Source organism: Collinsella sp. TM05-38 (genome assembly GCF_003466445.1).
In the GTDB taxonomy this organism is placed as follows: domain Bacteria; phylum Actinomycetota; class Coriobacteriia; order Coriobacteriales; family Coriobacteriaceae; genus Collinsella.
The window spans coordinates 1-21,578 of record NZ_QSPM01000017.1; the positions used below are offsets into that span (position 1 = coordinate 1).

Sequence of the window (21,578 nt, forward strand, 5' to 3'; positions counted from 1 at the left end):
GCGCTGCATGAGCATGCCCTTCTGGCGCGAGGACCTCTAAGTCTTTTCGTTTCCGGTGCGGTCTCCCTACAACCGCACCGGTTTCGCCCGTCAAACGGGCAACACTAATACTTACGTAATTCATTTCTTCGAAAGGATTCGAACCATGGGCGTTAACCTCTCCGGCCGTAGCTTCCTCAAGCTCCTCGACCTCACCACCGAGGAGATCGAGTACCTGCTCAAGCTCTCCAAGAACTTCAAGGATATGAAGCGCGCTGGCGTTCCGCACCGCTATCTCGAGGGCAAGAACATCGTCCTGCTCTTCCAGAAGACCTCCACTCGTACCCGCTGCGCCTTCGAGGTCGGCGGCATGGATTTGGGCATGGGCGTCACCTACCTCGATCCCGGTTCGTCCCAGATGGGCAAGAAGGAGTCCATCGAGGACACCGCCCGCGTTCTCGGCCGCATGTATGACGGCATCGAGTTCCGTGGCTTTGCCCAGGACGACGTCGAGGAGCTCGCCGCTAAGTCCGGCGTGCCCGTGTGGAACGGCCTGACCACTGAGTGGCACCCCACTCAGATGCTCGCCGACATCCTGACCGTCCAGGAGAACTTCAACTACGACATCAAGGGCAAGACCCTCGTCTTCATGGGTGACTGCAAGAACAACGTCGCTCGCTCCCTCATGGTTGTCTGCTCCAAGCTCGGCATGAACTTCGTGGCCTGCGGCCCCGAGGAGTGCATGCCCGCTGACGACGTCATCGAGGCCTGCAAGCCCATCGCCGAGGCCAACGGCTGCACCATCAAGCTGACCACCGACGTCAAGGACGGCGTCACCGGTGCCGACGTCATCTACACCGACGTGTGGGTCTCCATGGGCGAGCCCGACGAGGTCTGGGCCGAGCGCATCGCTCAGCTCACCCCGTATCGTGTCACCTCCGAGGTCATGGCTATGGCCAACCCGGGTGCCATCTTCCTGCACTGCCTGCCCAGCTTCCACGACACCAACACTACGATTGGCGCCGAGAAGTGCGAGCAGTTCGGCATCACCGAGCAGGAGGTCACCGACGAGGTCTTCGAGAGCCCCGCTTCCAAGGTCTTCGACGAGGCCGAGAACCGCATGCACACCATCAAGGCTGTCATGTACGCTACGCTCAAGTAAGAGCATCTAGCATCTCGCTCGGGGTGCATTGCTGCGCACCCCGAGCGCTTTTGTCTGGTAAAAATCTCGCACCGAGCGACATGCACGGCACGGAAGAGCCGCTTTGGGCGAGATCAGTAAATGATTTATGAAGGGGGGATGAGAACTATGACTGAGACCGCTAAGAAAAAGCGCGGTATGCCTTCATCGTTCACCATTCTTCTTGCTCTGCTGGCAATTGTCGCGGTTGTTACCGTTATCGTCTCCGGTACGTCCGGCGGCGCGGTTACCGCTGCCCGCCTGAGCGATTTCTGCACCGCCCCGGTCAAGGGCTTCGCTGACGCTCTGCCCGTCTGCCTCTTCGTTATGATCCTCGGCGGCTTCCTCGGCATGATGACCGAGACCGGCGCCCTGGACAACGGCATTGCCGTTCTGGTGCAGAAGCTTAAGGGCAATGAGATCATGCTCATTCCCGTGCTGATGCTCATCTTCTCCCTCGGTGGTACCACCTATGGTATGTGCGAGGAGACCGTTCCCTTCTACGCCCTGCTCGCCGCCACCATGATGGCTGCTGGCTTCGACCCCATGGTCGGCGCCGCTACCGTCCTGCTCGGCGCTGGCTGCGGCTGCCTCGGCTCCACGGTTAACCCGTTCGCCGTCGGCGCTGCCGTCGACGCTCTGACCGGCGTTGGCATTGAGGTCAACCAGTCCATCATCATCGGCCTCGGTGCCGTCCTGTGGATCGTTACCACCGCCATGTCTATCGTCTTCGTTATGAGCTATGCCAAGAAGGTCAAGGCCGACAAGGGCTCCACCATCCTTTCGATGCAGGAGCTCAAGGACGCCGAAGAGGCTCACGGCAAGGCTGCTTCCGAGGTTAACAAGGAGGTCAAGCTCACCGGTCGTCAGAAGGGTGTTCTGATCGCCTTCGCCTTCACCTTCGTCGTCATGATCGTCGGCTTCATCCCGCTGGCCGACCTCAACGAGGGCGTCGCCAACTTCTTCGATGCTGGCGCTGTCTATGACGCCGACGGTAACGCCATCGTTCAGGGCTGGTCTGCCCTGATCACCGGCCTGCCCATTGGCCAGTGGTACTTCGACGAGGCTTCCACTTGGTTCTTCCTCATGGCTATCCTGATCGGTATCATTGGTGGCCTGTCCGAGAAGCAGATCGTCAACACCTTCATCACCGGCGCTGCCGACATGATGTCCGTTGTCCTCGTCATCGCTCTCGCCCGTGGTATCTCCGTCCTCATGGCTAGCACCGGCCTCGACGTCTACGTCCTCGACGCTGCCGCCAATGCTCTGGCTGGTCTGTCCGGCGTGATCTTCGCTCCCATGAGCTTCCTGGTCTACTTTGGCCTGTCCTTCCTGATTCCCTCGACCTCCGGTATGGCTACTGTCTCCATGCCCATCATGGGACCGCTGGCTGTTAAGCTCGGCTTCTCGCCCGAGGTCATGGTCATGATCTTCTCCGCCGCCATCGGCGTCGTGAACCTGTTCACCCCGACCTCTGGCGCCATCATGGGCGGTCTTGCCCTGGCCAAGATCGAGTGGACGACCTGGCTCAAGTTTGCTCTTAAGCTCATCGTCGCTCTCTCCGTCGTCTGCGCCGTCATCCTGACCATCGCTTGCGTGATGCTCTAAGTACCCCTTGGGTACCCCACGGAAACCATGACGATCCTGTAAAGGATCACCTGGTCATCGTCTGTCCGGTGGGGTAACCCCACCGGTAGACTCCTACCTTTAGCCTCCTCCCGTTCCGTGCGCGGGGGGAGGCGCACTTATGTTGCGCGGCTCTACGAACCGCGCAACCAGTCGACGCTGCGCGCCGTCCAGAACGACAATTTGTCATTCAAAAGGCAAGGCATGACCAAAAGGTCTATGCCTTGCCTTTTTCATGCCAACTTGTTCGTTCTGGGCGGCGCTCGCTGACGTTGCATCTTCCTGCGACGTTTCTATTGTTGGTGCAAGGTGGTGCCGTCCCAAATAGACTACCCGGGTTCCTTACGGTTGCGTGGTGGCGTGTTTGGTTGGTGCCCGTTGTTGGCCTGGCCTTTGGGAAGGGCAGGCTTCGCTATAATCGCGTAGGAACTTAATTGGGAAACGGGACGGGAGCCATACATGCGCCAGGGTTTCGACAATGCGAAGTATATCGAGCTGCAGGCTGCTCATATTAAGGAGCGCATCTCGCAGTTTGGCGGCAAGCTGTATTTGGAGTTTGGCGGCAAGCTGTTCGATGACTATCATGCCAGCCGCGTGCTGCCGGGCTTTGAGCCGGACAGCAAGTTTCGCATGCTCAAGAGCATCGCCGATGACGTCGAGGTCATCATTGCAATCAATGCGAACCATATCGAGAAGAACAAGGCCCGTGGCGACTTGGGTATTACCTATGATGAAGACGTCCTGCGCCTGGTCGATCTGTTCCGAGGGAATGGATTTGCCGTTGCCGCCGTGGTAATCACGCAGTATGCCGGCCAGCCCGCTGCCGATGTCTTCCGCAATCGTCTGAACGCGCTCGGTATTCCCGCCAAGCTGCATTATCCCATCGAGGGCTATCCGCACGATGTCGATCTGATTGTTTCTGACGAAGGCTACGGCAAGAACGAGTTTGTCGAGACCACGCGTCCGCTCGTTGTCGTGACGGCACCGGGCCCTGGCTCGGGCAAGCTTGCCACCTGCCTGTCGCAGCTGTATCACGAGCATAAGCACGGTACCGCCGCTGGCTATGCCAAGTTCGAGACCTTCCCGGTCTGGAATCTTCCTCTGACGCATCCGGTCAATATCGCCTACGAGGCCGCCACGGCAGACCTTGACGACGCCAACATCATCGATTCGTTCCATCTTGAGGCTTACAACAAGACCACGGTCAATTACAACCGTGATGTTGAGGCATTCCCGGTTGTTCGCGCCCTTATGGAAAAGATTCTGGGCGAGAGCCCCTATCAGAGCCCTACGGACATGGGCGTCAACATGGTTGGCTTTGCCATTACCGACGACGATGCCTGCCGTGATGCCTCCAAGATGGAGATCGTGCGCCGCTATTTTGCCGCGGTTGAAAGCGTGCGCCGTACCGGCGTGGGCGACGAACAGGTCGATCGTCTCAAACTCATCATGAAAAAGGCCGGCATCGATAAGAACTATTCGCCGGCGCGCTCGGCTGCCCTCACCAGAGAGCAACTGACGGGCGGCCCCGTGGGCGCCATGGTCATGCCGGACGGTTCTGTTGTGACCGGTAAGACCTCAACGCGCCTGGGTGCCGCGAGCTCGCTGATCATGAACGCCCTCAAGCATGTCTCGGGCGTGGACCTAGAGCTCGAAGTCATCAGCGACGAGGCGATCGAGCCCATCAGCAAGCTCAAGACGCATTTCCTGGGTAGCAAAAACCCTCGCCTCCATACCGACGAGACGCTTATGGCGCTGTCGATCACCTCGGCTACGAGCGAGACTGCCGCCCGTGTCCTTTCGGGCCTGGAGCAGCTCCGTGGCTGTGACGCCTTCTTTAGCGTCATCATCTCGCCGACTGATGAGACGGTGCTGCGCAAGCTGGGCATCAACGTGTGCTGCGAGCCTAAATTCGAGCGTCGTGGGTTCTTTCACCGCTAAAACGAGACGATTGGTCTGATTAGGCCGCATGGGGTATATGCCCTATGCGGCTTAATTAATCAACATTGCCTTTGTTTGGGTTAAAAATAGCCCGTTTACCTGCCTATAAGTGATTTGAGCGGTATACAATAACGCTGATGTAACATCCTTTGCGGGATACGCCGGTCGCGCACGGCGCGTTAAATGCTCGTGCTCGGTTTGAGGAGGCTGCTATGGCGGGCAAGGGTCGTGCGAGTGTCAACGATATGAAGCGTGTCGAGGTGCTGGTGTTGATGGAGATCGACCGGCAAACCGAAGACAATGGCGGGCCGTATGGTTTCTCGCGCAAAACGCTTGCCGAGTGCGTGGGGGTTTCGCCGTATCGCGCCCGCGCCGCAATCGATCGCTTGGATTCCGAAGGCATGATTGATGTCGTCTCGCGTTATAGCGATGACGGCGGTCAGCTTGCAAATGGCATTTGCCTCACCGAACGTGGCGAGTGGTATCTTGAGGGCGTCCGTACCGGTATGCTCGTTCAAGAAATGCTTGAGGACGAGGTTGCTGATCGATAGCAGCGTGTAGCCCTTGCCATAACAGCGCCGCCTGGGAAACCGGGCGGCGTTTTGTTTCAAGACTGAGAAATGCAATCGCACGCGAGAAAAATTGCGAACGGTCCGCGGGGCGAGTATTACAATGAAGACCCGTAAGATGTGTATGGACAACTTCTACGGGAAGTGCAGGTAACTCAATATGACCAAGCATGTGTTCGTAACCGGTGGCGTGGTTTCGTCCCTGGGCAAGGGTATTACCGCGGCCTCGCTGGGCCGTCTGCTCAAGTCGCGTGGCTACAAAGTAACGATGCAAAAGGCCGACCCGTATCTGAACGTCGACCCCGGTACCATGAGCCCCTTCCAGCATGGTGAGGTCTTCGTTACCGAGGACGGTTACGAGTCCGACCTGGACCTGGGTCATTACGAGCGCTTTATTGATGAGAACCTGACCCGCGATTCCAACTTTACGACCGGTGCCATCTACAAAAGCCTAATCGCCCGCGAGCGTCGCGGCGACTTTTTGGGCGGTACCGTGCAGGTGATTCCTCACGTCACCAATGCCATTAAGGACAAGTTTCGCCGCATCGAGGAGCAGACCGGCTCCGATGTAGTCATCACCGAGCTGGGCGGCACGATCGGCGACATCGAGTCCCAACCGTTTGTCGAGGCCATCCGTCAGTACCGCAAGGAGGCCGGCCCCGAGAACGTCTGCTACATCCACGTGTCGCTCGTTCCCTATATTGCCGCCGCCCACGAGGTCAAGACCAAGCCCACACAGCACTCCGTCAAAGAGCTCCGCAGCTTTGGTATCCAGCCCGACATCATCGTGCTACGCTCCGATCACCATATTGACGACGCCATCCGCGGCAAGATCGCGAGTTTCTGTGACGTCGACACCGACTGCGTCTTTACCAACGAGGACTGCGCGAGCATCTACGACGTGCCGCAGCTGCTTGCCGAGCAGGACTTTGACCTGCGCATTTGCGAGCGTCTGGGTCTGGATCCGCGTGAGCGCGACATGAGCGAGTGGAACGAGTTCCTGCGCAAACAGAATCACGCCAACCATCACGCCGACAAGGTAAAGATCGCCGTCGTGGGCAAGTACACGCAGCTGCCCGATGCGTACCTGTCGGTTATCGAGGCCCTGCACCATGCGGGCGTCTTCTACGATCGCCATGTGGACGTCCAGCTGGTCGACGGCGAGAGCCTCGACGAGCAGAATGTCTCCGAGGTTCTGGGCGACGCCTCGGGCATCCTGGTCCCCGGCGGCTTTGGCAAGCGCGCCCTGGAGGGCAAGATCCTCGCGGCCGAGTTTGCCCGTGAGCACAAGATTCCGTATCTGGGCATTTGCCTGGGTATGCAGGTGGCCGTGTGCGAGTTCGCCCGCAACGTCGTCGGCCTTGCCGGCGCCAGCTCCTCTGAGTTCGATCCGGACTGCCCGTTTAGCGTCATCGATCTGATGAGCTCGCAGGAGGACGTGACCGAGAAGGGCGGCACCATGCGCCTGGGCGCCTATCCGTGCAAGCTCGCCGCCGATACCCTTGCTCGCGAGGCATATGGCGAGGAACTCGTCTACGAGCGTCACCGTCACCGCTTTGAGTTCAACAACGCCTTCCGCGACCAGCTCGAGGACGCCGGCTTGGTTATCTCTGGCCTCTCGCCCGACGAGCGCTTGGTCGAGATGGTCGAGCTGCCGCGCGATGTGCATCCGTGGTATGTGGCAACCCAGGCTCACCCCGAGTTCAAGAGCCGTCCGACCAACCCGCAGCCGCTGTTCCGAGAGTTCGTGCGTGCCTCGATCGGTCGGCACGAGGGTGTCGATCGCCTGCAGGTGACGCCCATGAACCTCGCTACGGACTAAGGGTGCCGGCGAACAAAGAACATACCGGAGCTACTCCCTCGTCGCTCGCCGTGGCGGCGGGGGAGTATCTCGATTACCTCGCGGTCGAGCGGGGTTTGGCGCGCAACACGATTGCGGCCTATCGTCGTGACCTGACGACGTACTGCGCCTATCTGGAGCGGGCGGGTATTGTGTCTTTTGAAGAGGTGACCCGTCAGGTCGTGGAGGGCTTTGTCGCCGACCGTCGCGATGGGGGCTATTCCGATGCCTCGGTGGAGCGTGCGCTTGCGGCAGTGAAGGGCCTGCATGCCTTTTTGGTGCGCGATGGGGCTGTGGCCCAAAATCCAACGGCGGCGTTGCGCCTGCCTAAAAAGGCTGAGCGTTTGCCGGAGTATCTATCGGTGGAGGATGTCTCGGCGCTGCTCGATCAAGACTTCCCCGAGGGCGAGATGGGCTTGCGCGACCATGCCATCTTGGAAGTGCTCTACGGATGCGGTTTGCGTGTGAGCGAGTTGGTGGGGCTCGATGTGGGCGATATCCATATCGACGATGGCTTTGTGCTCGTTCGCGGTAAGGGCTCAAAGGAACGCCTGTCCCCGCTGGTGGGAAGCGCGGCGCGAGCTCTGACGCTCTATGTAACTGAGGGGCGTTCTCGCTTGGCGGCCCATGCCCGCGGAACCGAGACCTCGGCGGTCTTTTTAAATAAGAACGGCCGCCGTCTGTCGCGCCAGGGCATCCATGCCATCTGTGAGCGCTATGGGCGCCAGGTGGGGCTGGTGGGGCTCCATCCCCATACGCTGCGTCACTCCTTTGCCACCCATATGCTTGCTGGCGGCGCAGACCTCCGTGTGCTACAGGAGATCTTGGGACATGCCGATATATCGACCACGCAGGTCTACACGCATGTCGATCGTACGCAACTGACCGAGGTCTATCTGGCGGCGCATCCGCTGGCGCATCGTTAGCACATCGCTGACCTGCAAATTAATAGGTGTTTGGGAACGGGCCCCAGATTGCCGCGGCGTGCTTTTGCGCGTGCATGGGCAATCTGGGGCCCGTTCTATTTTTCGCCACATGTCGTCGCGGTGGTGGGCCGCACGTGCCTTGGGTGGGGGAGTTTGGGGGCGATGTGAACGGCATGTAAAGGGACGCAAAAATCGCCTCAAGGTCAACTTGAAGGTTGAGGATGAACGGCGGGGTGCCACAGGTGGCATCCCGCCGTTGCTGTAAACACAACATATTGTGTTTTCGAACATATGATTGGGGGTGTTTTGCAATATATGGTGGGTGGAGTGGTGGGGTGGAGTGGGGGAAGAGGTGGGGAAAGGTGTTGAAAAATGGGGCGGTTCCCCATATTATTAATGACGTCGACAGGCGGGGTGGTTCCCCGCGTACGTGCCATCTGAGTAACCGAGGGGAGGGCGCACATGGGAATGACTGGCGCATACGAGCGCAATCTCGATGCAAAAGGCCGTCTGTCCCTGCCTGCACCCCTTCGCGAGGAGCTTGGAGAGCACGTTCGCGTGTTCAAAGCCCTGGATGTCGATGCTCTGTACGTGTTCTCTGCCGAGGCCTTCGATAAGTGGGTCGAAGGACTCTTCGCGGGTCGTGAGGGCCACGAGGGTTTTAACCCGCGCGACATCAACGACCAGAAGCTCATGAGGGCGATCAACAAGCGCACCACGTCGATGGACGTGGACAGCGCCGGTCGTATCGGTCTTTCCGAGTCTCTCCGCAAGCAGGCGAACCTCGACCGCGAGGTCACGGTTGTGGGCAACTACGACCACCTTGAGGTTTGGGATCGCGCCGCGGCCGATGAGGACGATGACGACGAGGCCCTGCTGGACCTCTTCTTCTCGTAAGGGCAAGGCACGGGTAACGGATGGAGCGTGGGATCTTGACACAAGAATATCGGCATGAACCTGTCATGCTCGGCGAAGTGCTTGAGTCGCTGCGGCTAAAGAGCGGCTCCGTTGTCTGCGATTGCACCCTTGGCGGTGCCGGCCATTCGGTAAAGATGGCTGCGCAGGTGGGGGAGACGGGCCTTTTGCTCGGCGTCGATCAGGACGACATGGCCCTCGAGGCCGCTGGCGCCCGTCTGGACCGCGAGGTTCCCGGCGTTCCGCACCAGCTGCTGAAGGGCAACTTCGGTGACTTGGACGAGCTGCTTTGCTCGGCCGAGGTGCCCGGGGTCGATGGCTTCCTGTTCGATTTGGGCGTTTCGTCACCGCAACTCGATATCCCTGGCAGGGGCTTTTCGTATAACGAGGACGCCCCATTGGACATGCGGATGGATCCGGGTAATAACACCTTAAACGCAGCTGAGGTCATCAACACCTATAACGAACACGACCTCGCCCGGATTCTACGCGTCTACGGCGAAGAGAAGTTCGCCTCGCAGATCGCGCGCGAGATCGTGCGCCGCCGCGAGCAAGAACCGATCGAAACCACCGGCCAATTTGTCGAGATCATCAAGGCGGGTATCCCGGCTGCCGCTCGTCGGCATGGCGGACACCCGGCCAAGAAAAGTTTCCAGGCCATTCGCATCGAGGTCAATCACGAACTCGATGTGCTCGAACGAGGGCTTGATGCCGCCACCAGGTGGCTCAACCCGGGCGGACGTATCTGCGTCATCTCGTATCACTCGCTCGAGGACCGTATCGTAAAGAACCACTTTAAGGAGATGAGCCAGGGGTGCACGTGTCCGCCGGAGATTCCGGTGTGCGTGTGCGGCAACGTGCCGATACTCAAGGTCATCACCCGCAAACCCTTGGTTGCCCAGCCTGATGAGGTTGAGCGCAACCCTCGGGCGAGATCAGCCAAAATCCGCGTGGCGCAGCGTCTGTAGGCGCGACCGCGCGATATTGGACCTCCCGCTCGCACCATAAACGAAGCTTAAACACACTACCAACGTACTCGGGATGGGAGGCGGCATATCATGGGCTACAACACTTCAAGCGCAGCACTTGCCTATGATATGAACGCCATGCCCGCCTATCGTGAGACACCGCAGGCCCCCGATGCTCCCCGTGAGCAGCGCACGCCGCGCTTTGATGTCTACACGGGCGCGGGCCGTCAGGCAAACCAGGCGGTAAGCCCGGTTTTCATGAGCGTTCTTAAAACGTTTTGCATCATTGCGGCTATCTTCATGACGATCGGCGTCGCCCGCGTGGCGCTCGCCGGCGTTACGGCCCAGGTGCTCAACAGCAACGCCGAGCTAACCAACACGCTCGAAAAGGCGACCGATGAGAGCTCCGACCTGGAGGTCATGCATTCGGTCTATGGCGCCGACACGCGCATTCGCGACCTTGCGGGCGCTTATGGCATGGTGGAGCCCAGCGAGAGCGTTACACTTGACTTTTCGCAGGATGCAGCCGCGGGCGCCAACGCGACCGCGACCGCTCAGTAGCAAGACGGTAGCTGAGTATGACAAATGACTATCGCCGCGGTTCCGATGGGGGCCGCGGTTCTGGACGTCCCTCGTCGCGGGGACGTTCTGGTTATCAAGGAACGGGTCGGCAATCTTACAACGCCGGGCGGTCCCGTGGCAACGACCCGGCGTCGCGACTTCGCGGCTCGGGCGGCCCTCAAGTGCATAACACCAGGTCGCGCAAGAGTTCGTCGACCGAATGGCTCACAGGCACGCCGCTGCCTCGCCGCAAAGCCGTCATGGGATTCATTGGGCTTGGCTTGGGCTTGGGCGTCTTTCGCCTTGCCGACTATCAAATTGTCGAAGCCGATAAACTGCGCGAGCGTGCCGATGCGCGGCGCCTGCTTGCGCAGACCCTCTATGCCAAACGTGGCACCATCTACGACCGCAATGGTAACGTGCTGGCGTCGTCGGTCGAATGTCGCAACATCGCCGTGAACCCGCAGCTTGTCGAGGATGTTGACAAGACGGTGTCGGCGCTGGTCAAGGCAACTGGAATCGATAAAAAGACCTGCCGTAAGCTCGTCGAGTCCGATGGAACCTGGGTGTATATCAAGCGCCAGGTGGACGAAGACGATGCTGCGGCGCTGGAGAAGAAGAACCTGCCCGGCGTGCTTTTTGAGCAGGCCATGAAGCGCGTATATCCATACGGCAATCTGGCATCGCAGGTGCTGGGTGTAGTGAATGTAGACAACGACGGCTTGACGGGTCTCGAAAAGCAATACAACAAGCTTCTGACCGGCACGAACGGTTCTCTCGTACGCGAGCGCGCGAGGGACGGCAGCTATATCGCGGGCGGTGCCTATAAAAAGGTGGCTGCGGTCGACGGCGTTGATATCGTGACGACGCTCGATGTCAATATCCAGCGTACGGCTGAGGACGCTCTGGCAGAGGCTGTCGAGAAGACAAAGGCCAAGAACGGCTCGGCTTTGGTCACCGACCCCACGACCGGCGAAATTCTCGCCGCCTGCTCGTATCCGACCTACGACCAGACTGATTTGGAAAACGCCAAGACCGAGGATATGAACCTGCGCCTGGTAACCGACGCCTACGAGCCCGGCTCGGTCTTTAAGACACTCGTGGCGGGCGCCGGCTTCGACTTGGGCGTAGTGCGATCGAGTACGTCGTTTGAGGTGCCGGCGAGTATCAAGGTGGGCGACGATACCGTCACCGATGCCGACAAGCGCGACTATGCCATGACCATGGATGTGCGCGAGATGATGCGCCGTTCGTCCAACGTGGGCTTTGTCCTGGTGGGGCGCAAAATCGGTGCCGACGACTTTGCCGCCTATGTGGACAAGTGGGGCATCGGTCACAGCTCGGGTGTCGATTTTCCGGGCGAGAGCCTGGGCATCGTCAAGGAGCGTGACCGGTATGACGGCGCCACGCTGGGCTCGATGAGCTTTGGGCAGGCGCTGTCTGTCTCGCCGATTGAGATCGCACGTGCCGTGGGCGGCATCGCCAACGGCGGCGTGATGATGACCCCGCACTTCTATAAGTCCAGCAAAGGCAACGAGAAGGACTGGGGCGAAGGCGAGCGCGCGATTTCGGAGGACGCCGCATCGCAGGTGACATCGTGCATGCAGACGGTCGTGTCCGAGGGAACGGGCGTTGGCGGCGCGGTTGACGGCTATGACGTGGCGGGTAAGACCGGTACGGCCGAACGTGCCGACGAGAACGGCGGCTACCTCAAGGAGAACTACATGTCGTCCTTTATGGGCTTTGCGCCGGCGCAATCGCCCAAGGTGCTGTGCTATATCACGCTCGACGGAACGCCGAGCGGCTCAGATGCCGCTGCGGTGCCGTTCCAGTCCATTATGGCCAACGCGCTCGACGTGCTGGGTATCCCGCGCACGAAGTAGGGGGTTACAATCTTTGGGGCGTGGTTTGTTGTCCCATATGAGGGGTGTTCACATGCCCTGCACCACGCATGCGCGGCGCTGGGATACAATACGCCGATAGCATTATTAGGTTTACAGGGGAGCTGCAATGATAGAGATCGCCGTCAACAACCTCGCGGCCGCAACAGGGACCCGAACCGTGACGGGAGAAGTCGATCGGGTATGCCGCGGGTGCGTTATCGACTCGCGCCAGGTCGAGGAAGGGACGATTTTCGTCGCCTTTCCCGGTGAAAACGTCGACGGCAATGATTTTGCTTCCCGTGCCGTCCAGTCGGGTGCCGGCGCCGTCGTGATGACGCGCGAGCCCGAGGCCGAGCTGGTCTCGCTGGCGCAGGACAAGGGCTGTGCCATCCTGCTGACCGATGATCCCGAGGAGTTTCTGCTGCGTTTGGCGCACGCGTATCGCCTGGAGCTTGGCTGCCTGGTCGTTGGCATTACCGGTTCCATCGGCAAGACGACGACTAAGGACGTGCTCGCCGCTGTACTCGCCAAGCGCTATCGTGTCTGGGCCACCAAGGGCAATTTCAATAACCTGATCGGCATGCCGCTCACGGTGCTTTCCGCCCCGGCCGATACCGAGGTCCTGGTGCTCGAGATGGGCATGAACCATTTCCACGAGATCGAGCGCCTGTCCCAGTCCGCCAATCCCAACCTTGCCATCGTGAGCAAGATCGGTACCTCTCATATCGGTATTTTGGGCAGCCGCGAGAACATCGCCCGCGCTAAGGCCGAGATTGTCCAGGGCATGTGCGCCGCCGGCGACTATTTGCCGCTGCTGGTTTTGGGTGGCGAGGACGACTTTACGCCGTTCATTCGCGATACGTTCGCCCAGCCTGCTGGTATCGACGTGATGCTTGCCGGCGTCTCGGACGATGATGAGGTCCGCGCCCGCGACGTTCGTGTTGATGACGAGGGCCGTCCGGTCTTTACGCTCGATTTTGGCCAGGGCGAGACGATCGATACCATGCTTGCCATCCCCGGCGTGCAGTCCGTTCCTAATGCCGTTAAGGCCGCCGCGGTTGCCTATCGCCTGGGCGTGACGCCCGAGCAGATCGATGCTGCCTTTAGGGGCCTCACGATCACCGGGCACCGCCAGGAGATCAAGCGCGCCAAGAGCGGTGCACGCATCATCGATGACTCCTATAACGCTAGCGCCGAATCGATGGCTGCTGGTCTCGATCTACTGTGCTCGCTTTCGTGCACGGGGTCTCGCATGGCGATCCTGGGCGAGATGGGCGAGATGGGCGATGAGGCTCCTCGCATGCATGAACTCGTGGGCGCCTATGCCGCAGCCAAGGAGCTCGACATGCTGGCGTGCGTGGGTGGTGAGCTGGCCCAGCTTATGGCCGATGCCGCGCGCATGATGGGCATGGACGAGGACCGCATCCAGGTGTTCTCCGATTATCAGCAGGTGCTCGACCGCATGGGCGGCGCGCTTGAAAAACATGATGTTGTACTGGTCAAGGGTTCCCGCTTTGTTGAGCTCGACCGCTTTGTGGAAGGTGTGTGCTAGCCCATGTTCGGCAATCCCTCGTATCCAACGTATCAGGCTTTTTTGGGGCTTGGCATCGCCGCCGCCATTGCGCTGCTGCTCATGCCGTGGTGGATCAAGCTGCTCAAGGTTGAGGGTATCGGCCAGCAGGTTCGTGCCGACGGCCCCAAGCGTCATTTGGTTAAGCAGGGAACGCCCACCATGGGTGGTGTTGTCATCCTCGTCGCGATCTCGCTGACCTGCCTGCTGATGGGCAAGCTCACCACCGAGCTCGTGCTCGTGCTCCTCGCCACGCTGGCGACCGGCGTGCTGGGCCTGATCGACGACCTGACCTCCGTTACGCATGGGCGCTCGCTCGGTCTGACGCCCCATGCCAAGATGATCGGCCTAACCATTATCTGTGTCACCTTTACGGTACTTGCCGTCAACTGGTGCGGCGTCGCCCCCGAGATTCGTTTTCCCGGTGGGTTGACGATCGACCTTGGCGTACTTTCGACTACCATCTGCGGCTATTCGTTCCCGTGGCTCTATATTGTCTTTTGCTGGCTGATGATTGCCGGTCTTTCTAATGCCGTGAACCTGACCGATGGCCTTGACGGTCTTGCTGGCGGTGCCTCCATGATTGCCATGCTCGCCATGGCTGCCATGGCATTTTTGCACGAAGACGTGAACCTGTCCATCTTCTGCACCGCGTGTGCCGGTGCCTGCTTGGGCTTTCTGTGGTTCAACTGCTATCCGGCGAGCATCTTTATGGGCGATACCGGATCGCTTGCCCTGGGCGCCGCGTTTGCCTGCACGTCCATCATGACCAACACCGAGGTCGTCTCCCTCATCATCGGCGGCCTGTTTATCGTTGAGACCCTTTCGGTCATGATTCAGGTTGTCTACTTCCACTTTACGCACAAGCGCGTCTTCCTTATGGCGCCCATCCATCATCATTTCGAAAAGAAGGGCTGGGCCGAGACCAAGGTCGTCATCCGTTTTTGGATTATCGCTGCGGCCTTTGGTGCCGTTGGCCTTGCTCTGTTCTTCCAGTTGGGATAGTGGTCTTTCATGCCTCTTGCTGATGTCTTTAGCCTGCTCGTTTTGGGTCAGGGCAAATCCGGTCTCGATGTCGCCCGCTGGGCGCTGGCGCATCCCGAGCGCGTAAGCGCCGTTACCGTGTATGGCGGCGGCACGTCTGAGCCCAATGACGCCACGCGTGCGCTCGAGGCTGCTGGTGTGTCGTTTGTCTATGGGACCGAACAGGTCGAGGGCGCCTATGACGTATGCGTGACGTGCCCGGGCATCTCGGAGTTCTCGGGCTTCTTTAAGGCCGGGCACGAGCATGCCGCCCAGATTATGGGTGAGCCCGAGTTTGCCTATCGCCTGTCGCCCGATAACTGGATTGCCATTACGGGCACCAACGGCAAGACGACCACCACGTCGCTGACTGATTATCTGCTCAAGGCTGCCGGCGAGGCCAGCGTAGCTGTCGGCAACATCGGCGAGCCGCCGGTCAACGAGATTGACGGCCGAGCTCACAACGAGTGGTTTGTGGCTGAGCTCTCGAGCTATCAGATTGCTACGGCCACCGAGCTCCACCCTCGCGTGGCGGTGCTGCTCAACATCACTCCAGACCACTTGGGCTGGCATAAGAGCCATAAGAACTACGCGCTTGCCAAGGTCAAACTGTTTGACAATATGGGCGATGACGATCTGGTGGTTGTCGACGTCGAAGACGCCGGCATTCACGAGTTCGATGAGTACATCTACACGCCGGGTCGTCGCATCTGCAAGGTTGCCTTTGACGAGCCTGAGGGCGAGGATGTCGCCTTTGTGCGCGATGGCAAGATGATCGTGCGCCTGAAGGGCGTCGAGACCCCGCTCATCGCTACATCCGAGCTCAAGATCTCGGGTCATCACAATGTTATCAATGCCCTGTGCGCTGCCACGGCTGCCCTGGCAGTCGGTGCCGATGTCGATGGTGTCTGCCGCGGCCTGGCCTCGTTCCAGCCGCTCGAGCACCGCGTGGAGCCGTGTGGCGAGATTGACGGCGTGCGCTACGTCAACGATTCCAAGGCGACCAACACCGATGCGGTCGAGAAGGCCCTGACGGCATTTCCCGATGACGACGTGATCTTGCTGCTCGGCGGCCACGATAAGGGCACGCCGCTCACGGACTTCGCGCGCGTCGTTATGGATAACGTACGCTCGGTCGTCTGCTTTGGCGATGCACGCGAGCGCTTCACCGCCGCTATGGACGAGGCCGATGTCGATGGCGATGTGGATATCGCCCAGGCGGATGACCTACGCGACGCCGTGGACGTTGCCCGCTCGCTGTCGAGCCGTGGCGACGTGATCTTACTTTCTCCTGCCTGCTCTTCGTTCGATGAGTTCTCGGGCTATGAGGAGCGCGGCCGCGTGTTTAAGGACTATGTGGCCCAGCTTGCCGCTGCGGCGAAATCGCAAATGGAATAGGGGCTGCCGGTGAGAGAGGAGAGCCCCCGACAAGGTATGAGGAGGCCCGACTCGGACCGTGCTTCCTCGCGGCGCAGCAATCCGCGTTCCGGTCGCGGCGGGCAGACGTTTAGCGAACGCTATATTGCCGGCGTTCCCGCCCGTATCATGCGCCCCCGTTTGATATTCATGGCCTGCCTGTTTACCTTGGTGTGCTTTGGCCTGCTGATGGTGTACTCGGCATCTTCGGTCGAGGCACTGCACGAGAATGGCTCGGCGACGTTTTTTTTTGGTCGACAGGCCGCGTTTACCGCGATCGGTGTTCTAGCGCTGATTGCCATCGTGCGCGTTTTGCCGGACAGCTGGTTTGGGGAGGATGTGCTCAGGATCTTCCTTATCGGCATGATGCTCTTGCTTCTGCTGGTTTTCTTGGTGGGCAGCGGCAGCCGTGGCGCCACGCGCTGGCTCAACATCGCCGGCATTCAGTTCCAGCCTTCCGAGTTTTTAAAGCCATTTGCCATCGCGTATTCGGCCATCATGCTCGACCGCTTCTTTTCGCCCGGTGGCAACATCAACGAATTCCTTCGCAAGATGGGCATCTACCTGGGCATTTCGCTCTTTCTGATCTTTATCCAGCCCGATTTCGGTACCGTCCTGATCATCCTGTTGACCCTCATGTGCATGGCGTTGTTCGCGGGTCTCGACCCCAAATTCATCCTCGGCGTGATAATCTTCGGCATTCTCGTGATCGTGATTGCGCTTGTTGCAGAGCCGTACCGTATGGTGCGTATTCAGGTTGCCTTGAACCCTTGGGCCGACGAGTATGGTGACGGCTATCAGGCCACGCTTGCCATCATGGCCTTTGCCTCGGGCGGCCTGTTCGGCCGTGGCATCGGCAACTCAACCATGAAGTACTCGTATCTGCCCGAGGCGCACAACGACTACATCCTGGCCATCATTGGCGAGGAGGCCGGTTTTGTCGGAACCGTGCTGTTCTTCTTGGTGTTTGCGATGCTGATCTACTCGGCGTTTCGCATTGCCGAGCAGGCGACCGACCGTCGCGGAGCGCTTATGGCGTCTGGCTCCGCGGTCATCCTTGCGGTGCAGTTTTTGATCAACGCGCTGGGCATTCTCAATGTGTTTCCCATGACGGGCAAGCCGCTGCCGTTTATTAGCTACGGCGGCTCGTCGATTATTGTGTCGCTTATGCTCGTCGGGTTGATCCTGCGCGTTTCGTACGAGAGCGCCCGCCGCGATGAGCATGACCGCCGCCGTGAGAGCTTTGCCGTTATGGACGAGAGCACCGCCGGCGTTGCCCATGTGCGCGGTGAACGACCTTCGCGTAGCGGCTTTACCGTTCTGGATGGTTCTGCATCCGAGCCGGTAGCCCGTCCACGCCCGCGAACGGCTCCGCAAGGTCGTCCGCAGCGCCCCAGCCCTCGCAACGCGGGCGGCGGATATAATCGAATCGATTTGAACTCGGACCCGTCGGCGCGTCTGCGCACCGACGACCAGGGACCGCGTGTACGAAGGGACTACCATGACCGATAAGATGACCGTTGCTATTGCAGCCGGCGGCACGGCAGGACACATCAACCCTGCGCTCGCCTTGGCCGAAGAGCTGCGTGACCGTGGTCACTACGTTGTGTTCGTGGGCCAGTCGCGCAAGCTCGAGGGTCGTCTGGTCCCCGAGGCCGGGTTTGATTTTGTGCCCATTACGGTCACGGGCTTCGACCGCTCCCGTCCTTGGACGGCGCTGACCTCGCTGTGGCGTGTCAACAAGGCCAAGCGTGCGCTCGCCAGTTATTTCTCAAAGGTCGGCAAGCCCGATGCCGGCATCGGTTTTGGTGCCTATGTCGAGGTTCCGCTGCTGGGGTGGTGCAAGGGCGCGGGCGTTCCGTATCTGCTGCATGAGCAGAACTCTGTTCCGGGCCTGGCCAACAAGATGATGAACTCCCACGCCGCCCGCGTGTGCATCTCGGTGCCGGCAGCGCGCGCGGTCTTTGAGCGCGAAGGCGACCCTGACCATGTGCTCATGACCGGCAACCCCGTACGTCGCTCGGTGATCGAGGGCGATCGCGCTCGCGGCCGCAAGGCACTTGGCGTTCCCGAGGACGCTACGCTGCTGCTCGTCTTTGGCGGTTCACTTGGCGCCCAGCACCTCAACGAGCGCGTGGTTTCGCTCAAAAACGAGCTGCTTTCGCGCAAGAACCTCTATGTGTTGCATTCGACGGGTGCCGACGGCTTTGAGGAGACCGAGCGCGCTTTGGCGCTGACGCCCGAGGAAGCGAAGCGTTACCGCGTCCAGCCTTACATCGACAACATGGGCGATATGCTGGCTTCTGCCGATTTGGCGCTCTCGCGTTCGGGCGCATCGAGCGTGGCCGAGATCGCTGCGCTTGCCGTGCCCTCGGTGCTCGTGCCGTATCCGCATGCGACGGCCGACCACCAAACCACCAATGCCCGTTATCTGGTCGACGCCGGGGCCGGCGTACTCTGCGCCGATGCCGATATCGACGGTTCTGCCTTTGCCGATGAGCTGCTGCACCTGGTCGATGATGCGTCGGCGCGCGACGCCATGCGTCAGGCGGCGCGTGGTCTGGCTCAGGATAGGGCCGCCGCTCTTCTGGCGGATGCGGTAGAGGGTTTGCGTTAGTTAGACGGGATATCGTCGGTCGCCCTCGCGCTGATGCGGTAGGTGCGGTACAGTTAACGGGTTACAGGCAGTGTTTACGCAAGGAGTACACGAGCACATGGCTGATTCCCAGACTGCAACCTCCGCGCCCAAGTTTAAGAGCGCCCACTTTATCGGTATCGGCGGCGCCGGCATGAGCGGCATCGCCCTCGTTCTGCACGAGCGCGGTTATGCCGTTACCGGCTCTGATCTTAAGACGTCACGTTATATCCGCCAGCTTACCCGCGCTGGTGTGAAGGTGCATGTGGGCCATGAGGCCGCCACGATCGACGAGGTCAAGCCCGACGTGGTTGTTGTCTCCACCGCTATTCCGGAGTCCAACCCTGAACTTGTGCGCGCTCGCGAGCTTGGTATTCCCGTGTGGCCCCGTGCCAAGATGCTCTCTGCTTTGGGCCACGGCTACACCACCGTCGCTGTTGCCGGCACGCATGGCAAGACCACCACGTCTTCGATGTGCGCCACCATGCTCGACCGCATGGGCCTGGATCCGAGCTTCTTGATCGGCGGCATCGTCGAGGGCTATGACACGAACGGCAAGAACGGCTCGGGCGACTACTTTGTCGCCGAGGCCGACGAGTCCGACAGCTCCTTCCTGTTCCTGAACCCCAACGTGGTCATTGTGACCAACGTCGAGGCCGACCACCTCGATCACTACTCGGGTATCGAGGAGATCGAGGCAACTTTCGCCAAATTCATGAGCCTGGTGGGCGAGGACGGCACCGTCATCGTCTGCGGTGAGGATCCGCATCTGGTCGAGCTCGCCAAGTCGACGGGCCGTCACGTGCTTTCCTACGGCTTTGCCGAGAGCAACGATGTCGTCTGCGTGCATCCGGATGTCAAGGGCATCCAGAGTGACTTTATCGTTCGCTTTGAGGACGGCACTGAGCACGCTGTGGAGATCAAGAGCAATCCCGGTCGCCACAACATGCTCAACGCCACGGCGGTGCTCACCGTCGCCCATGTCCTGGGCCTTGACATCGACGCCGCCGCCAAGGCGCTCTCGAGCTTTGAGGGCGTCCGCCGTCGCTTTACCCACGTGGGCGATATCGATGGCATCACCGTGGTCGATGATTACGGCCATCACCCCACTGAGATCAAGGCGACGCTTGCTGCCGCTTCGTCGCTGGGCTACAAGCACGTCGACGTCGTATTCCAACCGCACCGCTATTCGCGCCTGCAGGCCCTGTGCGACGACTTTGCCGATGCATTTGCCAATGCCGATAAACTGCTGCTGATCGATGTGTTCTCGGCTGGTGAGATGCCCATTCCGGGTGTCACCTCTAAGATGCTCGCCGATACCGTGCGCGCCAAGCATCCTGGCAAGGAGGTCGTGTACTGCTCCAGCCGTCTTGAGCTCAATCAGGAGCTCGAGCAGATGGTGGGCGAGGGCGACCTGCTGCTCACCATGGGTGCCGGTGACGTTACGACCGTCGGTCCCGAGTTCATCGAGTATCTGACTGCCAAGAAAGACGCTTAAGTCTAATGGGTCTGTTTAACGCCGTCATGGCGCTCTCGGGCATGATCGACACGGATGTGATCGAGGACGAGCGCCTTGCGCGTCATACGAGCTATCGTATCGGCGGCAAGGCCGACCTCTTCGTGACGTGCCATAGCTATCATGCCCTCCGCCGCGCCGTGGCGGTGCTCGATCGCGAGCAGGTGCCGTGGGTCATCATCGGCAAGGGCTCCAATCTGCTGGTTGCCGATGGCGGTTATCGCGGTGCCGTCATTTCGCTCGGACGTGAGTTTCAGCGCACGGTTGTTGCCGATGACGGCTGTACGCTGACGGTCGGTGCGGGCGTGATGTTTGCGCGCCTGGTCAACGATGCCCTGTCGCGTAGCCTCTCGGGCCTTGAGTTTGCCGTTGGCATCCCTGGTTCGGTCGGCGGTGCGATATCTATGAATGCCGGCACACGGACCGAGTGGATTGGCTCGCTGGTCGAGGATGTCGTAACGTTTGACCCGGCATCCGGTATCAAGCATTATGCGGGGTCCGAGATCACTTGGGGCTACCGCGAATGTAGCCTTCCCCGCAATGAGATCATCCTCGAGTGCGTGCTCAAGCTTAAACCGGCGCCCAAGGCCGACATTCGCGAGCGCATGGAGCGGTACCTGACGAGGCGCAAGCGTACACAGCCCATGGGTCGCGCATCCTGCGGGTCGGTCTTTCGCAACCCGCCCGATGCGAGTGTGGGCAAGCTTATCGAGGATTGTGGATTAAAGGGTTTTTCGATTGGCGGCGCGGAAGTATCGCCCGTTCACGCTAATTTTATCGTTAATAACGGAACTGCCTCGGCCGATGACGTTGCCGCGGTTATCAGACATGTGCACGGAAAGGTGAGGGAGGCGTATGGCATCGAGCTCAGACCGGAAGTTAAATTCCTCGGCTTCTAGAGCATCGAAACCCACCTTCCGCCGCACCGGAGGGCGTTTTGGCGCGCCTGCCAAACCTCAACGCAATACCGTCGCGCACTCTAAGTCTGTCGGGCATGCTCGACAGGCCAGTCGTCCGGTCGTCGGCTCGC

The 21,578-nt window shown here is 60.1% G+C and carries 17 protein-coding genes; all 17 read left to right on the forward strand.

Annotated elements, in window-relative coordinates; translation table 11 throughout:
* Positions 1-145: 145 nt before the first annotated feature.
* Positions 146-1,141: an ornithine carbamoyltransferase gene (gene argF, locus DXD49_RS08790; protein WP_006234279.1), complete on the forward strand. Its 996-nt coding sequence runs from the start codon at positions 146-148 to the stop codon at positions 1,139-1,141.
* Between the two features lie 138 nt (positions 1,142-1,279).
* A complete protein-coding gene (locus DXD49_RS08795; RefSeq protein ID WP_369831392.1) occupies positions 1,280-2,767 on the forward strand; it encodes a YfcC family protein in 1,488 nt (495 codons plus the stop codon).
* Between the two features lie 477 nt (positions 2,768-3,244).
* Positions 3,245-4,726, forward strand: coding sequence for a DUF1846 domain-containing protein (locus tag DXD49_RS08800; protein WP_117794763.1), 1,482 nt, complete (start codon positions 3,245-3,247; stop codon positions 4,724-4,726).
* Positions 4,727-4,938: 212 nt separating this feature from the next.
* Positions 4,939-5,277, forward strand: coding sequence for a hypothetical protein (locus DXD49_RS08805; RefSeq protein WP_117734940.1), 339 nt, complete (start codon positions 4,939-4,941; stop codon positions 5,275-5,277).
* Positions 5,278-5,455: 178 nt separating this feature from the next.
* Positions 5,456-7,117 carry a CTP synthase gene (locus DXD49_RS08810; protein ID WP_117794764.1) on the forward strand — a complete coding sequence of 554 codons (1,662 nt, stop codon included), beginning with the start codon at positions 5,456-5,458 and terminating at the stop codon, positions 7,115-7,117.
* Positions 7,118-7,119: 2 nt separating this feature from the next.
* Positions 7,120-8,061, forward strand: a complete 942-nt coding sequence (gene xerD, locus DXD49_RS08815) for a site-specific tyrosine recombinase XerD (RefSeq protein WP_199569027.1) — start codon at positions 7,120-7,122, stop codon at positions 8,059-8,061.
* A 462-nt stretch (positions 8,062-8,523) separates the two neighbouring features.
* Entirely contained in the window at positions 8,524-8,958 is a 435-nt protein-coding gene (locus DXD49_RS08820) for a division/cell wall cluster transcriptional repressor MraZ (protein ID WP_006234269.1), read from the forward strand.
* Positions 8,959-8,978: 20 nt separating this feature from the next.
* Positions 8,979-9,944 (forward strand): 16S rRNA (cytosine(1402)-N(4))-methyltransferase RsmH, encoded by a 966-nt coding sequence (rsmH, locus tag DXD49_RS08825; protein ID WP_006234266.1) that lies wholly within the window; start codon positions 8,979-8,981, stop codon positions 9,942-9,944.
* Between the two features lie 90 nt (positions 9,945-10,034).
* Positions 10,035-10,505: a hypothetical protein gene (locus tag DXD49_RS08830; RefSeq protein ID WP_117794765.1), complete on the forward strand. Its 471-nt coding sequence runs from the start codon at positions 10,035-10,037 to the stop codon at positions 10,503-10,505.
* 182 nt (positions 10,506-10,687) lie between these two features.
* Positions 10,688-12,388, forward strand: coding sequence for a peptidoglycan D,D-transpeptidase FtsI family protein (locus tag DXD49_RS08835; RefSeq protein WP_369831618.1), 1,701 nt, complete (start codon positions 10,688-10,690; stop codon positions 12,386-12,388).
* A 127-nt stretch (positions 12,389-12,515) separates the two neighbouring features.
* Positions 12,516-13,940 (forward strand): UDP-N-acetylmuramoyl-tripeptide--D-alanyl-D-alanine ligase, encoded by a 1,425-nt coding sequence (gene murF / locus DXD49_RS08840; protein ID WP_117794767.1) that lies wholly within the window; start codon positions 12,516-12,518, stop codon positions 13,938-13,940.
* A 3-nt stretch (positions 13,941-13,943) separates the two neighbouring features.
* Complete coding sequence (gene mraY, locus DXD49_RS08845) at positions 13,944-14,963, forward strand: phospho-N-acetylmuramoyl-pentapeptide-transferase (RefSeq protein ID WP_117794768.1); 1,020 nt, start codon at positions 13,944-13,946, stop codon at positions 14,961-14,963.
* Positions 14,964-14,972: 9 nt separating this feature from the next.
* Positions 14,973-16,379 (forward strand): UDP-N-acetylmuramoyl-L-alanine--D-glutamate ligase, encoded by a 1,407-nt coding sequence (gene murD / locus DXD49_RS08850; RefSeq protein WP_117794769.1) that lies wholly within the window; start codon positions 14,973-14,975, stop codon positions 16,377-16,379.
* A 36-nt stretch (positions 16,380-16,415) separates the two neighbouring features.
* A complete protein-coding gene (gene ftsW, locus DXD49_RS08855; protein WP_117794770.1) occupies positions 16,416-17,909 on the forward strand; it encodes a putative lipid II flippase FtsW in 1,494 nt (497 codons plus the stop codon).
* On the forward strand, positions 17,899-19,014 hold the full coding sequence (murG, locus tag DXD49_RS08860; RefSeq protein WP_117734948.1) for an undecaprenyldiphospho-muramoylpentapeptide beta-N-acetylglucosaminyltransferase: 1,116 nt from the start codon (positions 17,899-17,901) through the stop codon (positions 19,012-19,014). The genes ftsW and murG overlap by 11 nt, the downstream gene beginning before the upstream one ends.
* Before the next feature lie 97 nt (positions 19,015-19,111).
* Complete coding sequence (murC, locus tag DXD49_RS08865; RefSeq protein ID WP_117734949.1) at positions 19,112-20,530, forward strand: UDP-N-acetylmuramate--L-alanine ligase; 1,419 nt, start codon at positions 19,112-19,114, stop codon at positions 20,528-20,530.
* Positions 20,531-20,535: 5 nt separating this feature from the next.
* The gene (murB, locus tag DXD49_RS08870) at positions 20,536-21,447 is read left to right on the forward strand and encodes a UDP-N-acetylmuramate dehydrogenase (RefSeq protein ID WP_006234257.1); all 912 of its coding nucleotides are present in this window, start codon (positions 20,536-20,538) and stop codon (positions 21,445-21,447) included.
* Positions 21,448-21,578: the final 131 nt, after the last annotated feature.

What these genes read in the sequence shown, in the direction of transcription:
- DXD49_RS08820 (WP_006234269.1), top strand. Translation starts at nt 8,524, where the DNA reads ATGGGAATGACTGGCGCATACGAGCGCAATCTCGATGCAAAAGGCCGT.
- argF (WP_006234279.1), top strand. Translation starts at nt 146, where the DNA reads ATGGGCGTTAACCTCTCCGGCCGTAGCTTCCTCAAGCTCCTCGACCTC.
- mraY (WP_117794768.1), top strand. Translation starts at nt 13,944, where the DNA reads ATGTTCGGCAATCCCTCGTATCCAACGTATCAGGCTTTTTTGGGGCTT.
- murG (WP_117734948.1), top strand. Translation starts at nt 17,899, where the DNA reads ATGACCGATAAGATGACCGTTGCTATTGCAGCCGGCGGCACGGCAGGA.
- DXD49_RS08830 (WP_117794765.1), top strand. Translation starts at nt 10,035, where the DNA reads ATGGGCTACAACACTTCAAGCGCAGCACTTGCCTATGATATGAACGCC.
- DXD49_RS08805 (WP_117734940.1), top strand. Translation starts at nt 4,939, where the DNA reads ATGGCGGGCAAGGGTCGTGCGAGTGTCAACGATATGAAGCGTGTCGAG.
- murB (WP_006234257.1), top strand. Translation starts at nt 20,536, where the DNA reads ATGGGTCTGTTTAACGCCGTCATGGCGCTCTCGGGCATGATCGACACG.
- DXD49_RS08795 (WP_369831392.1), top strand. Translation starts at nt 1,280, where the DNA reads ATGAGAACTATGACTGAGACCGCTAAGAAAAAGCGCGGTATGCCTTCA.
- rsmH (WP_006234266.1), top strand. Translation starts at nt 8,979, where the DNA reads ATGGAGCGTGGGATCTTGACACAAGAATATCGGCATGAACCTGTCATG.
- DXD49_RS08810 (WP_117794764.1), top strand. Translation starts at nt 5,456, where the DNA reads ATGACCAAGCATGTGTTCGTAACCGGTGGCGTGGTTTCGTCCCTGGGC.
- ftsW (WP_117794770.1), top strand. Translation starts at nt 16,416, where the DNA reads ATGAGGAGGCCCGACTCGGACCGTGCTTCCTCGCGGCGCAGCAATCCG.
- murD (WP_117794769.1), top strand. Translation starts at nt 14,973, where the DNA reads ATGCCTCTTGCTGATGTCTTTAGCCTGCTCGTTTTGGGTCAGGGCAAA.
- murC (WP_117734949.1), top strand. Translation starts at nt 19,112, where the DNA reads ATGGCTGATTCCCAGACTGCAACCTCCGCGCCCAAGTTTAAGAGCGCC.
- DXD49_RS08800 (WP_117794763.1), top strand. Translation starts at nt 3,245, where the DNA reads ATGCGCCAGGGTTTCGACAATGCGAAGTATATCGAGCTGCAGGCTGCT.
- murF (WP_117794767.1), top strand. Translation starts at nt 12,516, where the DNA reads ATGATAGAGATCGCCGTCAACAACCTCGCGGCCGCAACAGGGACCCGA.